Annotated in this window: 7 protein-coding genes and 1 pseudogene; 6 read left to right on the forward strand and 2 right to left on the reverse strand. The window is 58.9% G+C overall.

Annotated elements, in window-relative coordinates; genetic code table 11:
• Nucleotides 1–50: 50 nt before the first annotated feature.
• Nucleotides 51–383 carry a hypothetical protein gene (locus ABIE49_RS08710; protein WP_354066674.1) on the forward strand — a complete coding sequence of 111 codons (333 nt, stop codon included), beginning with the start codon at nucleotides 51–53 and terminating at the stop codon, nucleotides 381–383.
• A 145-nt stretch (nucleotides 384–528) separates the two neighbouring features.
• Here ABIE49_RS08710 and ABIE49_RS08715 read toward each other — a convergent pair.
• Nucleotides 529–822 (reverse strand): annotated as a pseudogene (locus ABIE49_RS08715) (transposase); the annotation flags it as partial.
• Nucleotides 823–1,030: 208 nt separating this feature from the next.
• Between ABIE49_RS08715 and ABIE49_RS08720 the strand changes: the two are divergent.
• From ABIE49_RS08720 to ABIE49_RS08740, 5 genes are all read left to right on the forward strand, one after another.
• Nucleotides 1,031–1,501, forward strand: coding sequence for a hypothetical protein (locus ABIE49_RS08720; protein ID WP_192737905.1), 471 nt, complete (start codon nucleotides 1,031–1,033; stop codon nucleotides 1,499–1,501).
• Between the two features lie 451 nt (nucleotides 1,502–1,952).
• Nucleotides 1,953–3,698, forward strand: coding sequence for a TolC family outer membrane protein (locus tag ABIE49_RS08725; RefSeq protein WP_192737906.1), 1,746 nt, complete (start codon nucleotides 1,953–1,955; stop codon nucleotides 3,696–3,698).
• 272 nt (nucleotides 3,699–3,970) lie between these two features.
• Entirely contained in the window at nucleotides 3,971–6,142 is a 2,172-nt protein-coding gene (locus ABIE49_RS08730) for a type I secretion system permease/ATPase (protein WP_192737922.1), read from the forward strand.
• Between the two features lie 25 nt (nucleotides 6,143–6,167).
• A complete protein-coding gene (locus tag ABIE49_RS08735; RefSeq protein WP_192737907.1) occupies nucleotides 6,168–7,418 on the forward strand; it encodes an HlyD family type I secretion periplasmic adaptor subunit in 1,251 nt (416 codons plus the stop codon).
• A 158-nt stretch (nucleotides 7,419–7,576) separates the two neighbouring features.
• Complete coding sequence (locus tag ABIE49_RS08740; protein ID WP_354066676.1) at nucleotides 7,577–8,665, forward strand: transglutaminase-like cysteine peptidase; 1,089 nt, start codon at nucleotides 7,577–7,579, stop codon at nucleotides 8,663–8,665.
• 98 nt (nucleotides 8,666–8,763) lie between these two features.
• On the opposite strand, the gene ABIE49_RS08745 is transcribed toward ABIE49_RS08740, so the two are convergent.
• On the reverse strand, nucleotides 8,764–17,382 hold the full coding sequence (locus ABIE49_RS08745; protein ID WP_354066677.1) for a DUF5801 repeats-in-toxin domain-containing protein: 8,619 nt from the start codon (nucleotides 17,380–17,382) through the stop codon (nucleotides 8,764–8,766).
• Nucleotides 17,383–17,530: the final 148 nt, after the last annotated feature.

Consider the following 17,530-nt stretch of genomic DNA (forward strand, 5'->3'; position numbering starts at 1 on the left):
CTCCGATTAATTGGCTGCCCGATCCCCGTTCAATTGGGAGGATCTGGGCAATGAACGTAATCGATAAGAATTTAGCGAAGAACGTAAATGGACCGGCACAGGTTTTCGCTAAGATGCCCACAGTCAAAGTGGGGACTTCGATGTTCGGCGACCATCTTGAAGATCACGGATTGCCACTTGTCCAACTGAAAGAGCGACGTCGAGACATGATCGTTGCGCTGTTGAGACGGACGGGACCGATCAAGAATTCGCAAATTGCGGAAATTGCACGCATCCAGCAGACGATTGCTGCTGCCGAGGCTGTTATCGTCGATCTTGACACCGAGTTAGTTTCGTCGGTGCTGGGCACGCGCTGTAAGCGTCAACTTTCGCTCGTGAATTAACGTTTCGCGCGGGCTCGTGACCTTGCCCCCAAGTTTTATCCAATCCCGAGTTCGCTCTTGGCGTTTGGTGAAGTGCTCCCCAAAACTAGGCCAGCGGGCGCTGGAATTTTCCAGGGTTTGAAGCCGTTCGCTCATCCCCGGCTTCCACCAGATGAGCGACAGCTTTCCGCTTCCCCGCGGGCGTCACCAGGAGATCCTTCAGCGCCACATTATCCAGCATGGCGTCAGCCAGCAGCCGCTTCAGTTTCGCATTCTCGTCCTCCAGCGACCGCAGCCGCTTGGCCTCAGAGACGTCCATCCCTCCGAATTTGGCCTTCCATTTGTAGATGCTGGCGTCGCTAACGCCATGCTTGCGGCACAGATCGGCCACCGAAACCCCGGCCTCATGCTCCTTCAAGATTCCGATGATCTGTTCTTCCGTAAATCGATTGCGCTTCATGCTCCGGTCCTTGTCGTGGGCCAGAGCGAACTTCAAACTGGATTAGGCCCGAGGGGCAAGGTCATTATCCAAATAATCCCTGACTGACCAAGCTTACGCTCTTTGTCCGACCATGATTTCGTATGGGACCATGATTTCGTATGGCGGACGAGAGTTTAGATACGCAAGTTTGGGTTCTATTATCATGCACCTATCTTTGGAGATGCCAATGCTGAGACTTCTGGGGTTCTCCTTGCTGTTGTTGTTGCCGGTCGTGGACGCCTGCGCCCAGCCTCTCAGATTTGTGTGCGAACCTCCGCGAGGCAAACGCCTCGAGCAGACAGGCATGGGAATGGGAAAAACCACGGGAGAGCCCGTATGGGCCGACGACGTTCTCGAAAACGTTCGTCCTGCCGTGACGATCGATGGCGAGACCTTGACGGTTACCTGGGGAAGCACAGTTTCAAATCAAACCAAGGGAGCCACTCCAAAACCCACGACGTATGTCTTTGCATCTGCCTATCGTAACGACCAGTCCATTCTGGCAACCCGAGTAGATCGGGCGGGGGCAGAAATATTTCAGTTTTACTTTGGCAGTAAGACACTTTTGCGCCTCGCGAGCATTTCCGGCGATAGCTCCAATGCCATTACCGCGCCAGCGATAGCCGCGATCCAAACTGCAAATTGTCGAGAGCAGTAGGAGCCCGAAGCGCGTCTCCGTCGATCATGCTTTTATCGGCCGAAAGTTACGTAAGTCGGCATCTTGTTTATCGCAGCGTTCACTGTGCCGGTTACGGTAGCTCAGTATTTTCCGGATGGCTGGCCGCGTCAGGACGACGGCAAGAGTGGAGAACGGCGCATATTGGCCCCCCGCCCGCGAACCTTTAAACGTGAACCCATCGACGGTTGTTAACCCAAACAATGATCGCTTGAGATCAGCGACAATCCCTGGGCGTCGCTTGACTGCAACACCTAAAATTCACGCAACTACTTGAGAATAAAAGATATTCAAATGCATGCCGTTTTGACGATCGAACCCACCGCTACAACTTGGCCCGGATGTGTGGCTGAAATGTCATAGGTGAAGAATGCCTGTTTTGTTAGGTTCCGTTTGAGATTCCAGGTAATGGTATTTTTGTGGGGCGGGCATTATGAAATCGACATTTTTAGTAATCGCGAGCCTATGTGTGGCCGCGAATCCAGCTGCCGCCCAAGTTTTTTCCATAAATGACGCACTTCGTCAGACAGTCCAGACGAACCCGGGCGTGGGCGAGGCATCGGCAAATCGGCGCGCCACGGAAAGCGAGCTTCGACAGACCCAGAGTACGCTATTACCTCAAGTTCGTATTGAGGCCAGTACGGGGCCTGAAAAATTCGACCAAAGCCGGGGCGTTGTGGGCAATATACAGGTGCCAACCCTCGGTGCTGGCCCTTGGCGGAATGGAAGCCAGGCCTCTGTTGTCGTCCGACAGGTCCTTTTCGATGGGTTTGCTTCGATCCATGACATTTGGCGACAGACGGCGCGCGTCAATGCTGCCGCGTCCCGTGTGAAGGAACGAACCGAATTGCTGGCGCTGGATGCCGCTGAAGCCTACGTCGATGTCACGCGTTATATGCGCCTGGTCGGTCTTGCGGAGCAGAACGTCGCAAACCATGAGCGGATTTTTGCAAATGTGAATTCGCGCTTTTCAGGCGGTCGGGCCGGTGAAGGCGATCTGGAACAGTCGAGGGAACGCGTTGAAAATGCCAAGGCCCAGCTCGCGGAATTTCGCAAATCGTTAGAGGATGCAAAGGCAAAGTACCGCAAGGTTGTTGGTCTTGAGGCTTACAACGTTCGCTTCCCGGGACCTCTTGCTGGCATGCCGGGTAGCCGCGATGAAGCGTTGGCGATAGCCGTCAGGTTCAACCCGACGATCCAGGCGGCTCAATCCGACGCCGATGCCGCAAAGCACGCATTCCGGGTGACAGATGGGGCGTTTGTTCCGAAACTTTACCTCGAAGGAAGGGCAACGCATTACGATAACGCGTTCCCTTATGTCACTTCGCCTGGCTTGCCGGGGGTTACCCACGAAGACTACTCGGGCAAGGTCGTCATGTCCTGGGATATCTTCCGCGGTGGGCAGGACGTCTGGAACAGGTCGGAAAAGGCCGAGCGTTTTACCGAGGCGACAATGCGGCATGCCCGTCTGCAGCGCGATGCCCTTGAGTCGATCGACAAAGCCTGGGCTGCTCGTACGGTCACGGCGACCCGCATCGCCGCTCTAACGCGTCAGCTTCAGGCCGACAGAAAGACCATTGCGGCCTTCCAAAAAGAGTATGAATTGGGCCAGCGTTCTCTGATCGATCTTTTGAATGCGCAGAACCAATTCTTCAATGCGTCGGTCTCGCTCACTTCAGCACGGGGCGTGGTGGTCTTTGCCGACTATCAATTGCTCGCGGCCATGGGTTCACTGGTGGAATATCTGAAGGCGCCTCCCCCGGTTGATGCGGCGCCCGTTGACACTCTTTCCTTCGGCCTGCCAGCGTATTCACTTCCCACGGTGCGCTTCCACGCACCGCAGACCGGTTCTGAGCCGCTACGTGTCGCCAATGCTCCGGGCGGCGCCGGCCCGGCGGCGGCCTATGCGTCGATTGAACCTCAGCGGGGTCCGGCTGCTGCGCTTCAGAAGACCGCGGCTCAGACGACGGAAGACTTTGGTGATCGTTGGCCCAATTCCTCCGCGTCAGGCAACGTCGCAGGGGCCTCGGAATGGATCGCGCAGCAAAAAGGCGGCAGCGTCGATACGCCGACCGTAATTTACGGGGCCCCCGACGCAGCGAAGGCTTCCTCTTTCGCGGCAACGAATCCGCGAAAGCCGCATTGGCTGCTGTCGGCGTTCCCCACGGTCCAAAAATAGCAACTTCGATTGCGACCTTACGCTAAGACCCGGAAAAGGCCCCTAAAAGGGGCCTTTTCCTTTTTTAACTGTCAAACGAAAGTCTCCAATTAACCAAATGATTCTGTTAGCTATTTGTGGTATTTTGGGCCTGTCAATCCAATCTAATTTTGCGCAATTGCCATTACAGACCAAAGGCTTACAAGTTGTTATTTCGAACGCCCAGTGCGACTTCCAAGCCCGCCGGCACCACAAAGAACGAGCCGGACTCAAAAACAAATGGATCTGCGCGGATCTACCCGCAAGGTGACGATACCCTCGCCGCGTCCCTTACCTATCTGGCGGCCTTTCATGGCCGAGCAGTAAGCCGGGAGGCTTTGCTGGGAGGCCTGCCAATCCTCGATGGGAGACTGTCTGTCGCCCTCTACGACCGTGCGGCCAGACGCGCAGGGCTCGAGACCGAGGCTATCAAGCGGGACATCATAGACATCCCTGCCCTGGTTCTTCCGGCTGTTCTGATCATGAAAAACGGGACGGCGGTGATCCTCCTGGGAGTTGATCAGGCCAACCAAAGCGCGAAAGTCCTGGATCCGATTCCGAATCCAAGTACGCCGCGCGTACTCGGTCTCAACGCGATTTCCAGCGAATACACCGGATATGCGTTCCTTGTCAGGGCTGCCGCGGAGGCTGATGCACGTGCCGTCGCCGCAGGAGACCTGCCGCGCAATCATTGGTTTTGGTCGGTCGTCAGGGTGCACTGGCGCAGCTATGGGCACATCGCACTTGCTGCGTTCCTGACCAACATGCTGGCGCTGGCGACCCCGCTGTTCACGATGAGCGTCTATGACCGCGTTGTGCCGAACGGCGCCATCCCTTCCCTGATAGCTCTATCCATCGGGATGGGCCTGGCTATTGCGTTCGACTTTTTGTTTCGCATGGTGAGAAGCCGCATGATCGACGTCACCGGCAAGACGGTGGACGTGGTTCTGGCGGCCAACATTTTTGAGCACGTAATGGCTGTGAAGATGGCACAACGGCCGACATCGGTCGGCATCATTGCCAATCAACTTCGCGACTTCGATTCGGTGCGGGAGTTTTTCACGTCCGGCAGCGTGGTCTCGGCGACAGACTTGATCTTTGCCATGCTGTTCGTCGGAGTTCTTTTCATAATTGCGGGGCCGTTGGCGTGGATACCGCTCGTCATGTTGCCTTTGATGCTTCTGATCGGCTTTGCGCTACAGCGTCCGCTCGATCGCGCGATGAAGCGCCTGCAGGCCGAGTCAGCGGCACGTCACGGCGTTCTCGTTGAGACCCTGTCTGGCTTGGAGACCGTCCGTGCAACCGGCGCGGAAGCCCGCATGCAGACGGCATGGGAGCGGTCGGTCGCTGCTACGGCACGATCCGGCGAGGATGTGCATTTCTGGTCTTCGCTATCATTGACCAGCGCCAACACTGCGTCGCAACTGACCAGCCTTTTGCTGTTGATTGTCGGTGTCTTTCTCATTCTCGACGGCAAGCTGACGGTGGGAGCGCTCGTTGCTGCCAACATGCTGGCGGGCCGCATCCTTGCGCCTATTGCAGGCATTGCCTCCGTGATCACGCGGGGCACTCAAACCTTGGCGTCGCTCAAATCGATCGATCGGATCATGTCGCTGGAGCGCGAGCGGTCGCCAGAGCGCGCGTATGTTACCAGGAAGATCGAAGAAGGACGGATCGCCTTCGAGAACGTAAGCTTTGCCTATCCGAACGCACCTGGCAACGCACTGGAAAAGGTCTCGTTCAAGATCGAAGGCGGCGAAAAGGTAGGCATCATCGGCCGAGTCGGGTCGGGCAAAACTACGGTCGGAAGACTTCTGCTTGGGTTTTACGACGCCAAGGAAGGCCGGATTCTCGTCGATGGAGTGGATTCAAGACAATACGATCCTTCGGACTTGCGCACCGGCATCGGCTTCGCAATGCAGGATACCGACCTCTTCTTCGGAAAATTGCGCGACAATATCGCCTTGGGCAAGCCTGAGGCGACCGACGAAGAGATTCTTGAGGCTGCAAGGCTTTCCGGCGTGGAAAGCTTCATCGCGGGTCATCCGATGGGATACGATATGCCGATTTCGGAGGGTGGGCGCAGCCTTTCGGGAGGCCAGAAGCAGGCCATCGGCCTTGCTCGCGTACTTATTCGAAAGCCCCGGGTACTGTTCCTTGATGAGCCGACGGCGCATTTTGACGTCCGTAGCGAGGCCGAATTTCTGGAGCGATTAAAAGCCATTCGCGGTGAGCGGATGACAATTATCATTTCGACACACCGCCTCTCGCTCCTGAGTATGGTCGATCGGCTGCTCCTGTTCGACAACGGCCGTCTGGTCGCAGATGGCCCTCGCGACAAGGTGCTGGCGATTCTGCAGGGTAAACCCGTGGCACCGGCCGCAGCTCCCTTGCAGGAGAACACTGTACAACCCAGATCTGCATAGACGGCAACCATAAAGCGGAAGCTCAATGCCCTCCTCTGACTTTGCCTTTGCCAATGATATCCGGGCAGCGGCGGCGTTACGCACGCCCCGCACCTCCCGCATGCTGCTGTTCGCGTTCCTCGCCCTTCTGGTCGCGTTTCTCACATGGGCTCATTTTGCGGTGCTGGACGAGGTCAAACGCGGCAACGGCCGTGTCGTACCGTCGCGACAGATGCAGGTCGTGCAAACGCTTGAAGGCGGCATTGTCGGTGAAATCCTGGTGCAGGAAGGTGCCATCGTTCAGCAGGGTCAGTCCCTGATGCGGATCGACGACACCAAGTTTGCTTCCGAATTCGGTGAGATTCGTGAGCGACGCGCAGCCCTGGCAGCGCGTGCGGCCAGGCTCGAGGCCGAAGCGAGAGGACGCAGCGAAGTTAGCTTTCCCGATCAACTCGACAAGGTCGTCCCCGCTGCGGTCGCGACCGAAACAAGCGTCTTCAAAATGCGGTCCCAAAAGGTCGCGCAGGACGTGGACGTTCTAAATCAACAGGTCACTCGCCTCTTGGGATCGCTCAAATTGCTCGAGCGCGAACTCTCGATAACCCGTAAACTCTACGAGCAGAAGGTGGTGCCCGAGATCGAAATGCTCCGGCTGGAACGGCAGGCGACCGAAATGAGAGGGCAGCTCGCCGAGTCCCAATCCAAAATCGCGAACATCACCGCCTCCTTCCGTTCCCAGGCCGATGAAGACCTGGCGAAAGCCCGCGGGGACCTCGCCGTCCTTGATGAAAACATCAAATCCGCGCAGGACCGGGTTCGACGTACCGATTTGAGATCACCCGTCCACGGTATCATTAACAAACTGAATGTCAGTACGGTTGGCGCAGTCGTCCAGCCTGGGGCCAATGTGATGGATATTGTCCCGCTTGACGATTCGCTACTGGTCGAGGGCCGTATCCGTCCTCAGGACATCGCCTTCATTCGCCCCGATCAAGACGCCGTCGTGAAGATCTCGGCCTATGACTCGTCGGTCTACGGCTCTTTAAAAGGCAAGGTCGAGCGTATCAGCGCCGATACGATCGTCGACGAAAAAGCCGATAAATCCGAACGCCAGGAGACATTCTATCGCGTCATGGTACGGACCGAGAAAAATCATCTCGGCACCGAAAAGAAGCCATTGCCGATCATTCCCGGCATGATTGCGACGGTAGAAGTGCTTACCGGCGAAAAGTCGGTCCTTGATTATTTGGTGAAACCCGCGCGTACCTTGCGTGATGACGCCCTGCGCGAGCGTTGAGCAACGAGCTTACTTAACGGTTTACCAAATCTGTTCGTTCAATTTTGAACGACCCCGCAAACCGGCGGTAGACCCTCTCTTTCAACATTGCTTCGCCGCCTAGCACCACTTAACTACGCTTAAGTGGTGGAGACCCCAGTCTACGTCCCGATAACAGTGTGGGACGCGGATCAACGCACAAGACGTTGACTGACGTTCCTGACAATGGGGACGTCTTAATGACACCGCGTGGGAAGACGCCGAGGTTCGGCGCGTCGGTATTTGCTGCAGCAATCGCATTTTCAATCGGATTCTGCGCCGGAGCGCATGGCGCCTTTGCCGACGAGACGGTGGCGACAGAACCGAGCGGCGATTTCATCCCGGGCTCCGACCGCGCGTTACCGCGCCCTCCCGCAACGTTCTTCACAATCAACACGGTTCTCGCGAAGCTTGATCGTCAGCGCGGACGTGGCCCCGGTGCCCTGCGACTGGCATCGTTGACACCCTCCGATGTCGCAACAGACGCGCAGCCTCCCGTGAAGGAGACGCCTGCCCTCGGCAAGGAGCCATTCGGGCTTTTTACATTTCGCGCGCCAGAGGGAATATTGTGGCGCAAGTGGCGCGGCATTGAATCCGACATCGCAAGAGAACGGGCTGTGCTGGATCATTGCCGCGCGAATGCCGAGAGCTGCCCGTCATATGCCGCTCAGTTCCTGCGGTTGATCAACGCGGTGAAAGCCCAATCCGGCCGCGATCAGCTGGATGAAGCCAATCGCGCGGTCAATATGGCCATCCGCTATGTCAGCGACTATGCCCAGCACGGCGAAGCCGATCGCTGGAGTGCACCACTTGTCTCCTTTGCGACTGGAAAAGGCGATTGCGAGGATTATGCGATCGCCAAATATGTCGCCCTCACCGAGGCCGGTTTTTCGCGCGACGATTTGCAGCTGGTACTGGTTCGCGATCGCGCCGTCCGCCAGGACCACGCCGTTCTGGCCGCACGTCTGGACGGCCATTGGCTCATTCTCGACAGCCGGCGCTCAGAGTTGATGAACGACTTCCAAGCCATGAGCTTTACGCCACTCTACGCCATCGACAGCCGTGGTGTTCAGCTCTTTGCCGCACCATATGCCAGGCGCGGTTTGCTCGGTCGCGAGATTGAAGCTGCACCTGCCGCGGCGAACGAAACCGAATTTGGCGAATGGTCTGGTCAAGACGCCAGCAACGGCAGCGCCGCTGGATTGAGCCTGCTGCCCCTATTGATGTAGCTCATAACTGACGCCTCAAATCACAAGCGAAGCTCGCTAATGTTCCTAAACGAATAACCCCGCTAAACGGGGTTATCTGCATTTATGATTCGCGTCGATCAGAAGACGTGAACATTGGTAGCAGTGAGGGGCAGGCCCGTACTGACATGGGCGAGATCGACCTTGTCACCGCCCGTGCCGTTGGCCGAGTACCAAAGTTCGCCCGTACCTGAATTGAAGACGAACTCCTTGCCCGTGCCGCCATTCCAGGTTGCAGCGACGTTCTCGTCTCCGGTGTGGAAGTTTGCTGCATCGACAGCGAATGCGGTATCGATCGACAGACCATCACCGGTGTTGACGAAGATCTGGTCAGCCAGCGTGCTAAAGTCCGTAATATTGTCGTGTCCGCCGCCACTCACCTTCAGTACGAACGTATCTGCTCCGCCATTGCCGGTGAGCGTATCATTGCCTGCTCCACCATCGAGGAAGTTAGCGTTGTTGTCGCCGATGAGGGTGTCGACGCCAGTGCCGCCCAATACTCCTTCAATGGAACTGTAGGTATCACCTGCGGCTGTGCCACCGGAACCGGCTCCTGTCAGCAGATTGACGGTCACACCGGCGGAAGCGTCTCGATAGTCGACGATATCGAACCCGGTGCCGCCAACTACAGTGTCAATATGAGAGCTGGTGGCTATTACGTCGGCCGTCAAGCCGCCAGTCAGTGTGAAGTTTCCACTCGCATCGCCGGCCACAACATGAATTCCAAGGGTCGACGTTCCTGTCGTATCCCCGTCGCCATCGGTCAGTGTAATACCAAAGTTGTAGCTCTGGTCCTGCGGCAACAGGGTGTGCGAGAATGACGCCGTCGTCAGACGAATTCCTTGCCCGTCGCCGCTCACGCCTTCAATCTTTATCTGGTTGAACTCGGCAAGCGTCACTGGATCGATGGTAATCGTGCCCGAGAAATTGTCGGCAAGTGTAATGAATCCCGACTCGGTACCGGCATGAGCGGGGTCCGTGTTCGTCGCGGTCCACTTGTACACATGGTTGCCATTTCCGTTGACGTTAGCAACGAAGAAGGAAACGGAAGTCGCAAACTCCGGGCTGCTATTCGGCGCCTGATCTCCGATCACCCCCGTCGCATGCAATTCCATCGTGAACTGCTCAGTGCTGCTGATGAACTGGTTGTTGACGCCAAAGCCTTGATTGGACGAGTTGATGGTTCCGGCTGTCGTTGAAAACTCGATTCTTCCGTCAGTTGTTTCAGCAAAATTCGGCTGATTGCCGGGAGCAAGCGTCGTCAGGTCAATGGTTTCGGTGGTCGCCACCTGGGGATTGTTCAGCGCGAACGTATAGGTGCCGTCCATATTTACGTCCAACGTGAACACCGTTATCGCGCCGGACTTGGCGACGAGATGTTCACCGACAACATGGCCGCCGACGACGATATCTGTCGACGTGTAGACAATGCCGGTAATTGCAGGTCCGGTGAGCGTAAATCCGGCAAATCCGTCGGCACCTGCGTTGATGGCGAACGTGCCGTTAACGGTGCCGACTTCGTTCGGCAAGGTGCCATTGACGAAGCTGCCCAGGGTCGGGCCATCGTCGAGGAAGTTGATACGAGTGCTGATGTCGGTTGACGCCGTCGTCACCTTGTCGCCGTCACCGTCAGTGAGCGTCACCGTTACGCCAACAGTACCCGCTGCCAACGACAGAAGGTCATTTGGATTGTTGGTCACGCTGTGCTGCAGGGAAAGGTATTCCGCCACATAAACCTGGCCTGTGAGGGGATCAATCGCGATCGCAAATGCCACCTTACCGGTCAAACTTGGATTGATGGTGTCGACGCCTACCGTTCCGATAACGAGCCCGTTTGCGTCGAGCGAAAGCGTGATCGCCGTGCCGTCCGTCAACTTCAGACCAGACGCTGCATTATTTAACGTCAGGGCGAACTTCTCTGCTCCGATTGCTGCCGGGCCGTCTGCGCCGTAGTTCAGCGCGCCTACAGCTACGAGAGCCGCCGCGCCGCTCGACGCAAAACTCAGGGCGCCATTGTCACGTACGTTAGCCGCAACATCGGTGTCGACGCCCTTGTTCGCAACGCTTGCAAACAAGGATGCAACGCTGGTACCGGCAACGCCGTTGAAGGTGACCGTGCTCGATCCCGCAACATCGCTTGCGCCAGCCGTTGTCTGAACGGCGGGCGTCTCGTCAACACCAACTGTGGCAGCACCTACCGTCACAGTCGGTGCCGTCGGACCGTCGTCATGGAATGACAGCGCCTGGCCGATATTGATGCTGGCCGAGCTCGTGTTCGTATCGCCGTCCTTGTCCGTGATGGTGTCGGCCCGCGTCAGCAAGATCAGATCAGTTGCCGACAGCGTCACCACATCGTCCGGATCGACCGCATTCGGATGCGTCAGCGCACGCACCTGGTCCAGCGTCACAACACCGGCAGCATCCACCGCGACCGTAAAGGCAAGCGCACCTGCGAGCGAACCGACATGGCCCTCAACGGTATTGCCGTTCAGGTACAATAAAATGGGCTGGCCGGTCGCAACGTCGATCAGGCCGGAAGCAACGCCCACGCTCTTGATGCCGAGCGTGTACGCCGAACTGATCGTGCCCGCGCCGTCCGCACCATAGTTGCTGCTAACCGTGAAGTTGTCGGCAAAGTTCGCCGAAGCATTGAGCGCAAGGTTGGTCTCGTCCACCACTAGCGCATCCGCCGGCGCCGTCGTCGTCACCGTGATGCTCGGGCCGTCGTCATGGAACGACAGCGCCTGGCCGATATTGATGCTGGCCGAACTCGTGTTCGTATCGCCGTCCTTGTCCGTGATGGTGTCGGCCCGCGTCAGCAAGATCAGATCAGCCGCATTCAGCGTCACCACATCGTCCGGATCGACCGCATTCGGATGCGTCAGCGCACGCACCTGGTCCAGCGTCACAACACCGGCAGCATCCACCGCGACCGTAAAGGCAAGCGCACCTGCGAGCGAACCGACATGGCCCTCAACGGTATTGCCGTTCAGGTACAATAAAATGGGCTGGCCGGTCGCAACGTCGATCAGGCCGGAAGCAACGCCCACGCTCTTGATGCCGAGCGTGTACGCCGAACTGATCGTGCCCGCGCCGTCCGCACCATAGTTGCTGCTAACCGTGAAGTTGTCGGCAAAGTTCGCCGAAGCATTGAGCGCAAGGTTGGTCTCGTCCACCACCAGCGCATCCGCCGGCGCCGTCGTCGTCACCGTGATGCTCGGGCCGTCGTCATGGAACGACAGCGCCTGGCCGATATTGATGCTGGCCGAACTCGTGTTCGTATCGCCGTCCTTGTCCGTGATGGTGTCGGCCCGCGTCAGCAAGATCAGATCAGTCGCATTCAGCGTCACCACATCGTCCGGATCGACCGCATTCGGATGCGTCAGCGCACGCACCTGGTCCAGCGTCACAACACCGGCAGCATCCACCGCGACCGTAAAGGCAAGCGCACCTGCGAGCGAACCGACATGGCCCTCAACGGTATTGCCGTTCAGGTACAATAAAATGGGCTGGCCGGTCGCAACGTCGATCAGGCCGGAAGCAACGCCCACGCTCTTGATGCCGAGCGTGTACGCCGAACTGATCGTGCCCGCGCCGTCCGCACCATAGTTGCTGCTAACCGTGAAGTTGTCGGCAAAGTTCGCCGAAGCATTGAGCGCAAGGTTGGTCTCGTCCACCACCAGCGCATCCGCCGGCGCCGTCGTCGTCACCGTGATGCTCGGGCCGTCGTCATGGAACGACAGCGCCTGGCCGATATTGATGCTGGCCGAGCTCGTGTTCGTATCGCCGTCCTTGTCCGTGATGGTGTCGGCCCGCGTCAGCAAGATCAGATCAGCCGCATTCAGCGTCACCACATCGTCCGGATCGACCGCATTCGGATGCGTCAGCGCACGCACCTGGTCCAGCGTCACAACACCGGCAGCATCCACCGCGACCGTAAAGGCAAGCGCACCTGCGAGCGAACCGACATGGCCCTCAACGGTATTGCCGTTCAGGTACAATAAAATGGGCTGGCCGGTCGCAACGTCGATCAGGCCGGAAGCAACGCCCACGCTCTTGATGCCGAGCGTGTACGCCGAACTGATCGTGCCCGCGCCGTCCGCACCATAGTTGCTGCTAACCGTGAAGTTGTCGGCAAAGTTCGCCGAAGCATTGAGCGCAAGGTTGGTCTCGTCCACCACCAGCGCATCCGCCGGCGCCGTCGTCGTCACCGTGATGCTCGGGCCGTCGTCATGGAACGACAGCGCCTGGCCGATATTGATGCTGGCCGAACTCGTGTTCGTATCGCCGTCCTTGTCCGTGATGGTGTCGGCCCGCGTCAGCAAGATCAGATCAGCCGCATTCAGCGTCACCACATCGTCCGGATCGACCGCATTCGGATGCGTCAGCGCACGCACCTGGTCCAGCGTCACAACACCGGCAGCATCCACCGCGACCGTAAAGGCAAGCGCACCTGCGAGCGAACCGACATGGCCCTCAACGGTATTGCCGTTCAGGTACAATAAAATGGGCTGGCCGGTCGCAACGTCGATCAGGCCGGAAGCAACGCCCACGCTCTTGATGCCGAGCGTGTACGCCGAACTGATCGTGCCCGCGCCGTCCGCACCATAGTTGCTGCTAACCGTGAAGTTGTCGGCAAAGTTCGCCGAAGCATTGAGCGCAAGGTTGGTCTCGTCCACCACCAGCGCATCCGCCGGCGCCGTCGTCGTCACCGTGATGCTCGGGCCGTCGTCATGGAACGACAGCGCCTGGCCGATATTGATGCTGGCCGAACTCGTGTTCGTATCGCCGTCCTTGTCCGTGATGGTGTCGGCCCGCGTCAGCAAGATCAGATCAGTCGCATTCAGCGTCACCACATCGTCCGGATCGACCGCATTCGGATGCGTCAGCGCACGCACCTGGTCCAGCGTCACAACACCGGCAGCATCCACCGCGACCGTAAAGGCAAGCGCACCTGCGAGCGAACCGACATGGCCCTCAACGGTATTGCCGTTCAGGTACAATAAAATGGGCTGGCCGGTCGCAACGTCGATCAGGCCGGAAGCAACGCCCACGCTCTTGATGCCGAGCGTGTACGCCGAACTGATCGTGCCCGCGCCGTCCGCACCATAGTTGCTGCTAACCGTGAAGTTGTCGGCAAAGTTCGCCGAAGCATTGAGCGCAAGGTTGGTCTCGTCCACCACCAGCGCATCCGCCGGCGCCGTCGTCGTCACCGTGATGCTCGGGCCGTCGTCATGGAACGACAGCGCCTGGCCGATATTGATGCTGGCCGAGCTCGTGTTCGTATCGCCGTCCTTGTCCGTGATGGTGTCGGCCCGCGTCAGCAAGATCAGATCAGCCGCATTCAGCGTCACCACATCGTCCGGATCGACCGCATTCGGATGCGTCAGCGCACGCACCTGGTCCAGCGTCACAACACCGGCAGCATCCACCGCGACCGTAAAGGCAAGCGCACCTGCGAGCGAACCGACATGGCCCTCAACGGTATTGCCGTTCAGGTACAATAAAATGGGCTGGCCGGTCGCAACGTCGATCAGGCCGGAAGCAACGCCCACGCTCTTGATGCCGAGCGTGTACGCCGAACTGATCGTGCCCGCGCCGTCCGCACCATAGTTGCTGCTAACCGTGAAGTTGTCGGCAAAGTTCGCCGAAGCATTGAGCGCAAGGTTGGTCTCGTCCACCACTAGCGCATCCGCCGGCGCCGTCGTCGTCACCGTGATGCTCGGGCCGTCGTCATGGAACGACAGCGCCTGGCCGATATTGATGCTGGCCGAACTCGTGTTCGTATCGCCGTCCTTGTCCGTGATGGTGTCGGCCCGCGTCAGCAAGATCAGATCAGCCGCATTCAGCGTCACCACATCGTCCGGATCGACCGCATTCGGATGCGTCAGCGCACGCACCTGGTCCAGCGTCACAACACCGGCAGCATCCACCGCGACCGTAAAGGCAAGCGCACCTGCGAGCGAACCGACATGGCCCTCAACGGTATTGCCGTTCAGGTACAATAAAATGGGCTGGCCGGTCGCAACGTCGATCAGGCCGGAAGCAACGCCCACGCTCTTGATGCCGAGCGTGTACGCCGAACTGATCGTGCCCGCGCCGTCCGCACCATAGTTGCTGCTAACCGTGAAGTTGTCGGCAAAGTTCGCCGAAGCATTGAGCGCAAGGTTGGTCTCGTCCACCACCAGCGCATCCGCCGGCGCCGTCGTCGTCACCGTGATGCTCGGGCCGTCGTCATGGAACACCAGGTTCTGGCCGATGCTCAAATCCGCCGTCGCGCTGTCGCCGTCCTTGTCCGTGATCGTCGCCGTCAGCGTCACCAGAGTGTCCGCCGACAGGCTCACCGGCTCGTTCGGATCGTTGGTCGGATGCACCACCGCCCGGATCTGGTCCAGCGTCACATTGCCGGCGGCGTCCACCACAACCGTGAACACCAAGTCGTTGCTGATCGCCGTGCGGCCTTCCACATGCCCGGCCACCACCGACAGAATAACGTTCTGACCGGTCGCCGTGTCCACCAGGCCCGACGGACCCGCAACGGCGCCCAGAGCGTAGGTGACCGTGCCGGCGCCGTCGGCGCCGAACGCCGAGGTGAACGCAGCGGCAAAGCTTGCCGTCGCGTCGGCCACCAATACCGTCTCGTCAACCGTCAGCGTCGCGCTCGCACCCGGCGCATTGATGCTCGGGCCATCGTCCAGGAACACCAGGTTCTGGCCGATGTTCAAAGCCGCCGACGCACTGTCGCCGTCCTTGTCCGTGATCGTCGCCGTCAGCGTCACCAGAGTGTCCGCCGACAGGCTCACCGGCTCGTTCGGATCGTTGGTCGGATGCACCACCGCCCGGATCTGGTCCAGCGTCACATTGCCGGCGGCGTCCACCACAACCGTGAACACCAGGTCGTTGCTGATCGCCGTGCGGCCTTCCACATGCCCGGCCACCACCGACAGAATAACGTTCTGACCGGTCGCCGTGTCCACCAGGCCCGACGGACCCGCAACGGCGCCCAGAGCGTAGGTGACCGTGCCGGCGCCGTCGGCGCCGAACGCCGAGGTGAACGCAGCGGCAAAGCTTGCCGTCGCGTCGGCCACCAATACCGTCTCGTCAACCGTCAGCGTCGCGCTCGCACCCGGCGCATTGATGCTCGGGCCATCGTCCAGGAACACCAGGTTCTGGCCGATGTTCAAAGCCGCCGACGCACTGTCGCCGTCCTTGTCCGTGATCGTCGCCGTCAGCGTCACCAGAGTGTCCGCCGACAGGCTCACCGGCTCGTTCGGATCGTTGGTCGGATGCACCACCGCCCGGATCTGGTCCAGCGTCACATTGCCGGCGGCGTCCACCACAACCGTGAACACCAGGTCGTTGCTGATCGCCGTGCGGCCTTCCACATGCCCGGCCACCACCGACAGAATAACGTTCTGACCGGTCGCCGTGTCCACCAGGCCCGACGGACCCGCAACGGCGCCCAGAGCGTAGGTGACCGTGCCGGCGCCGTCGGCGCCGAACGCCGAGGTGAACGCAGCGGCAAAGCTTGCCGACGCGTCGGCCGCCAATACCGTCTCGTCAACCGTCAAAAATGCCTGCTCGCGCTGGAGTATAAGCTGGATGGCCGGACCGTCATCTAGGAACGTCAAATGCGGACCGACATCGACACTCGCACTCGCACTCGCGTCATTGACGTCCGTAACTGTCGCCGTCAGCGTGATCAGACCGGCGGGAAGGGATATTCCTTCGTTGCTGTCCGAACCGCCGGGGGTGCCTTGGTGAACCGAACGCAGATCCGTAAAAGTGACCTGACCAGTCGCGTCGACGGCTAGCGTGAAATTAATGGGTCCCCCCGCCGCCGTGGTAGCGTTCGTTCCCTCGCGGCCAACGACCTGACCGTTCTCCAGGAACAGAAACACGTGATTGCCGGTCTGCGAATCAATTAGCGTGGAATCAACGCCCTGCCCGCTGATCGACAGCGCAAAGGTCAACGATTTCTGACCAGCCGGCGCATTAACCGTGAACGGTGCCAATTCAGACGCTGCGGTCGGCCCCAATCCGGCGAGCGAGCCGGGAATGCCATTGGTCGCAACGGTGAGGAAGCTTTCATCGTTCAGTAGCCCTGCAAGATTGCCGGCGAAGATCGTCGGGCCCGCCGGCGGGGTCGGATTGTCCGGAAGATCAATAGTCGTTCCGGTCGGGAATTGGGGCGTAAAAGTACCCAAATCTTCATTGCCAAGCAGATCCAGCGGATTGCCGATGCTCAAGGGATCGACGAATGACGAACTGAAGTTCGCGCCGCTCGCCTGCGCGTTGCCATTCCCGGTGCCGCCGTTATCGGCGGCCGGCAACACCGACGCGTCGTTGGAAATGGGAAACAGACTTGCGAACTCGGTGACCGAAATCTCGCGGCCCGGCCCCATATCAATCGTGATGTTCTGCCGCGGATCGTTGCGGGAATCGAAGAACGGCTCGACCGTCACCGTCGACTGGTTGTCGAACAGAATGATCAGCTTTTCGCCGACATGGACCAGGGTGATTTTTTCGTTCGCAATGGCGGTGAAATCGATCTGAACTTTCTGGTCGTATCCGACATTGACGATGACGGCCTGATCGGTCAGAGGCTTCGTCAGTTTGTAGATGCGGGGAGCTGCACTGCTGCTGGTGTTGGAAGTGCCGGTGCCGGTAGCTTGGGCAACCTGAAACGGACCGTTCATTAGTATAACTCCGCCGACCCTGAGGTCATGAATTAGATTTTCGGAAAAATTGTCGCTAAATTTCCGTTTAAGCTATTGTTAACCCCGACCCCGGTCAAGAAATGTGTTTGGTTAATCAATACTTTCGATGGGGATGTGGTAAAGAGGC

It is taken from the genome of Bradyrhizobium sp. OAE829, from assembly GCF_040546575.1.
Classification (GTDB): domain Bacteria; phylum Pseudomonadota; class Alphaproteobacteria; order Rhizobiales; family Xanthobacteraceae; genus Bradyrhizobium.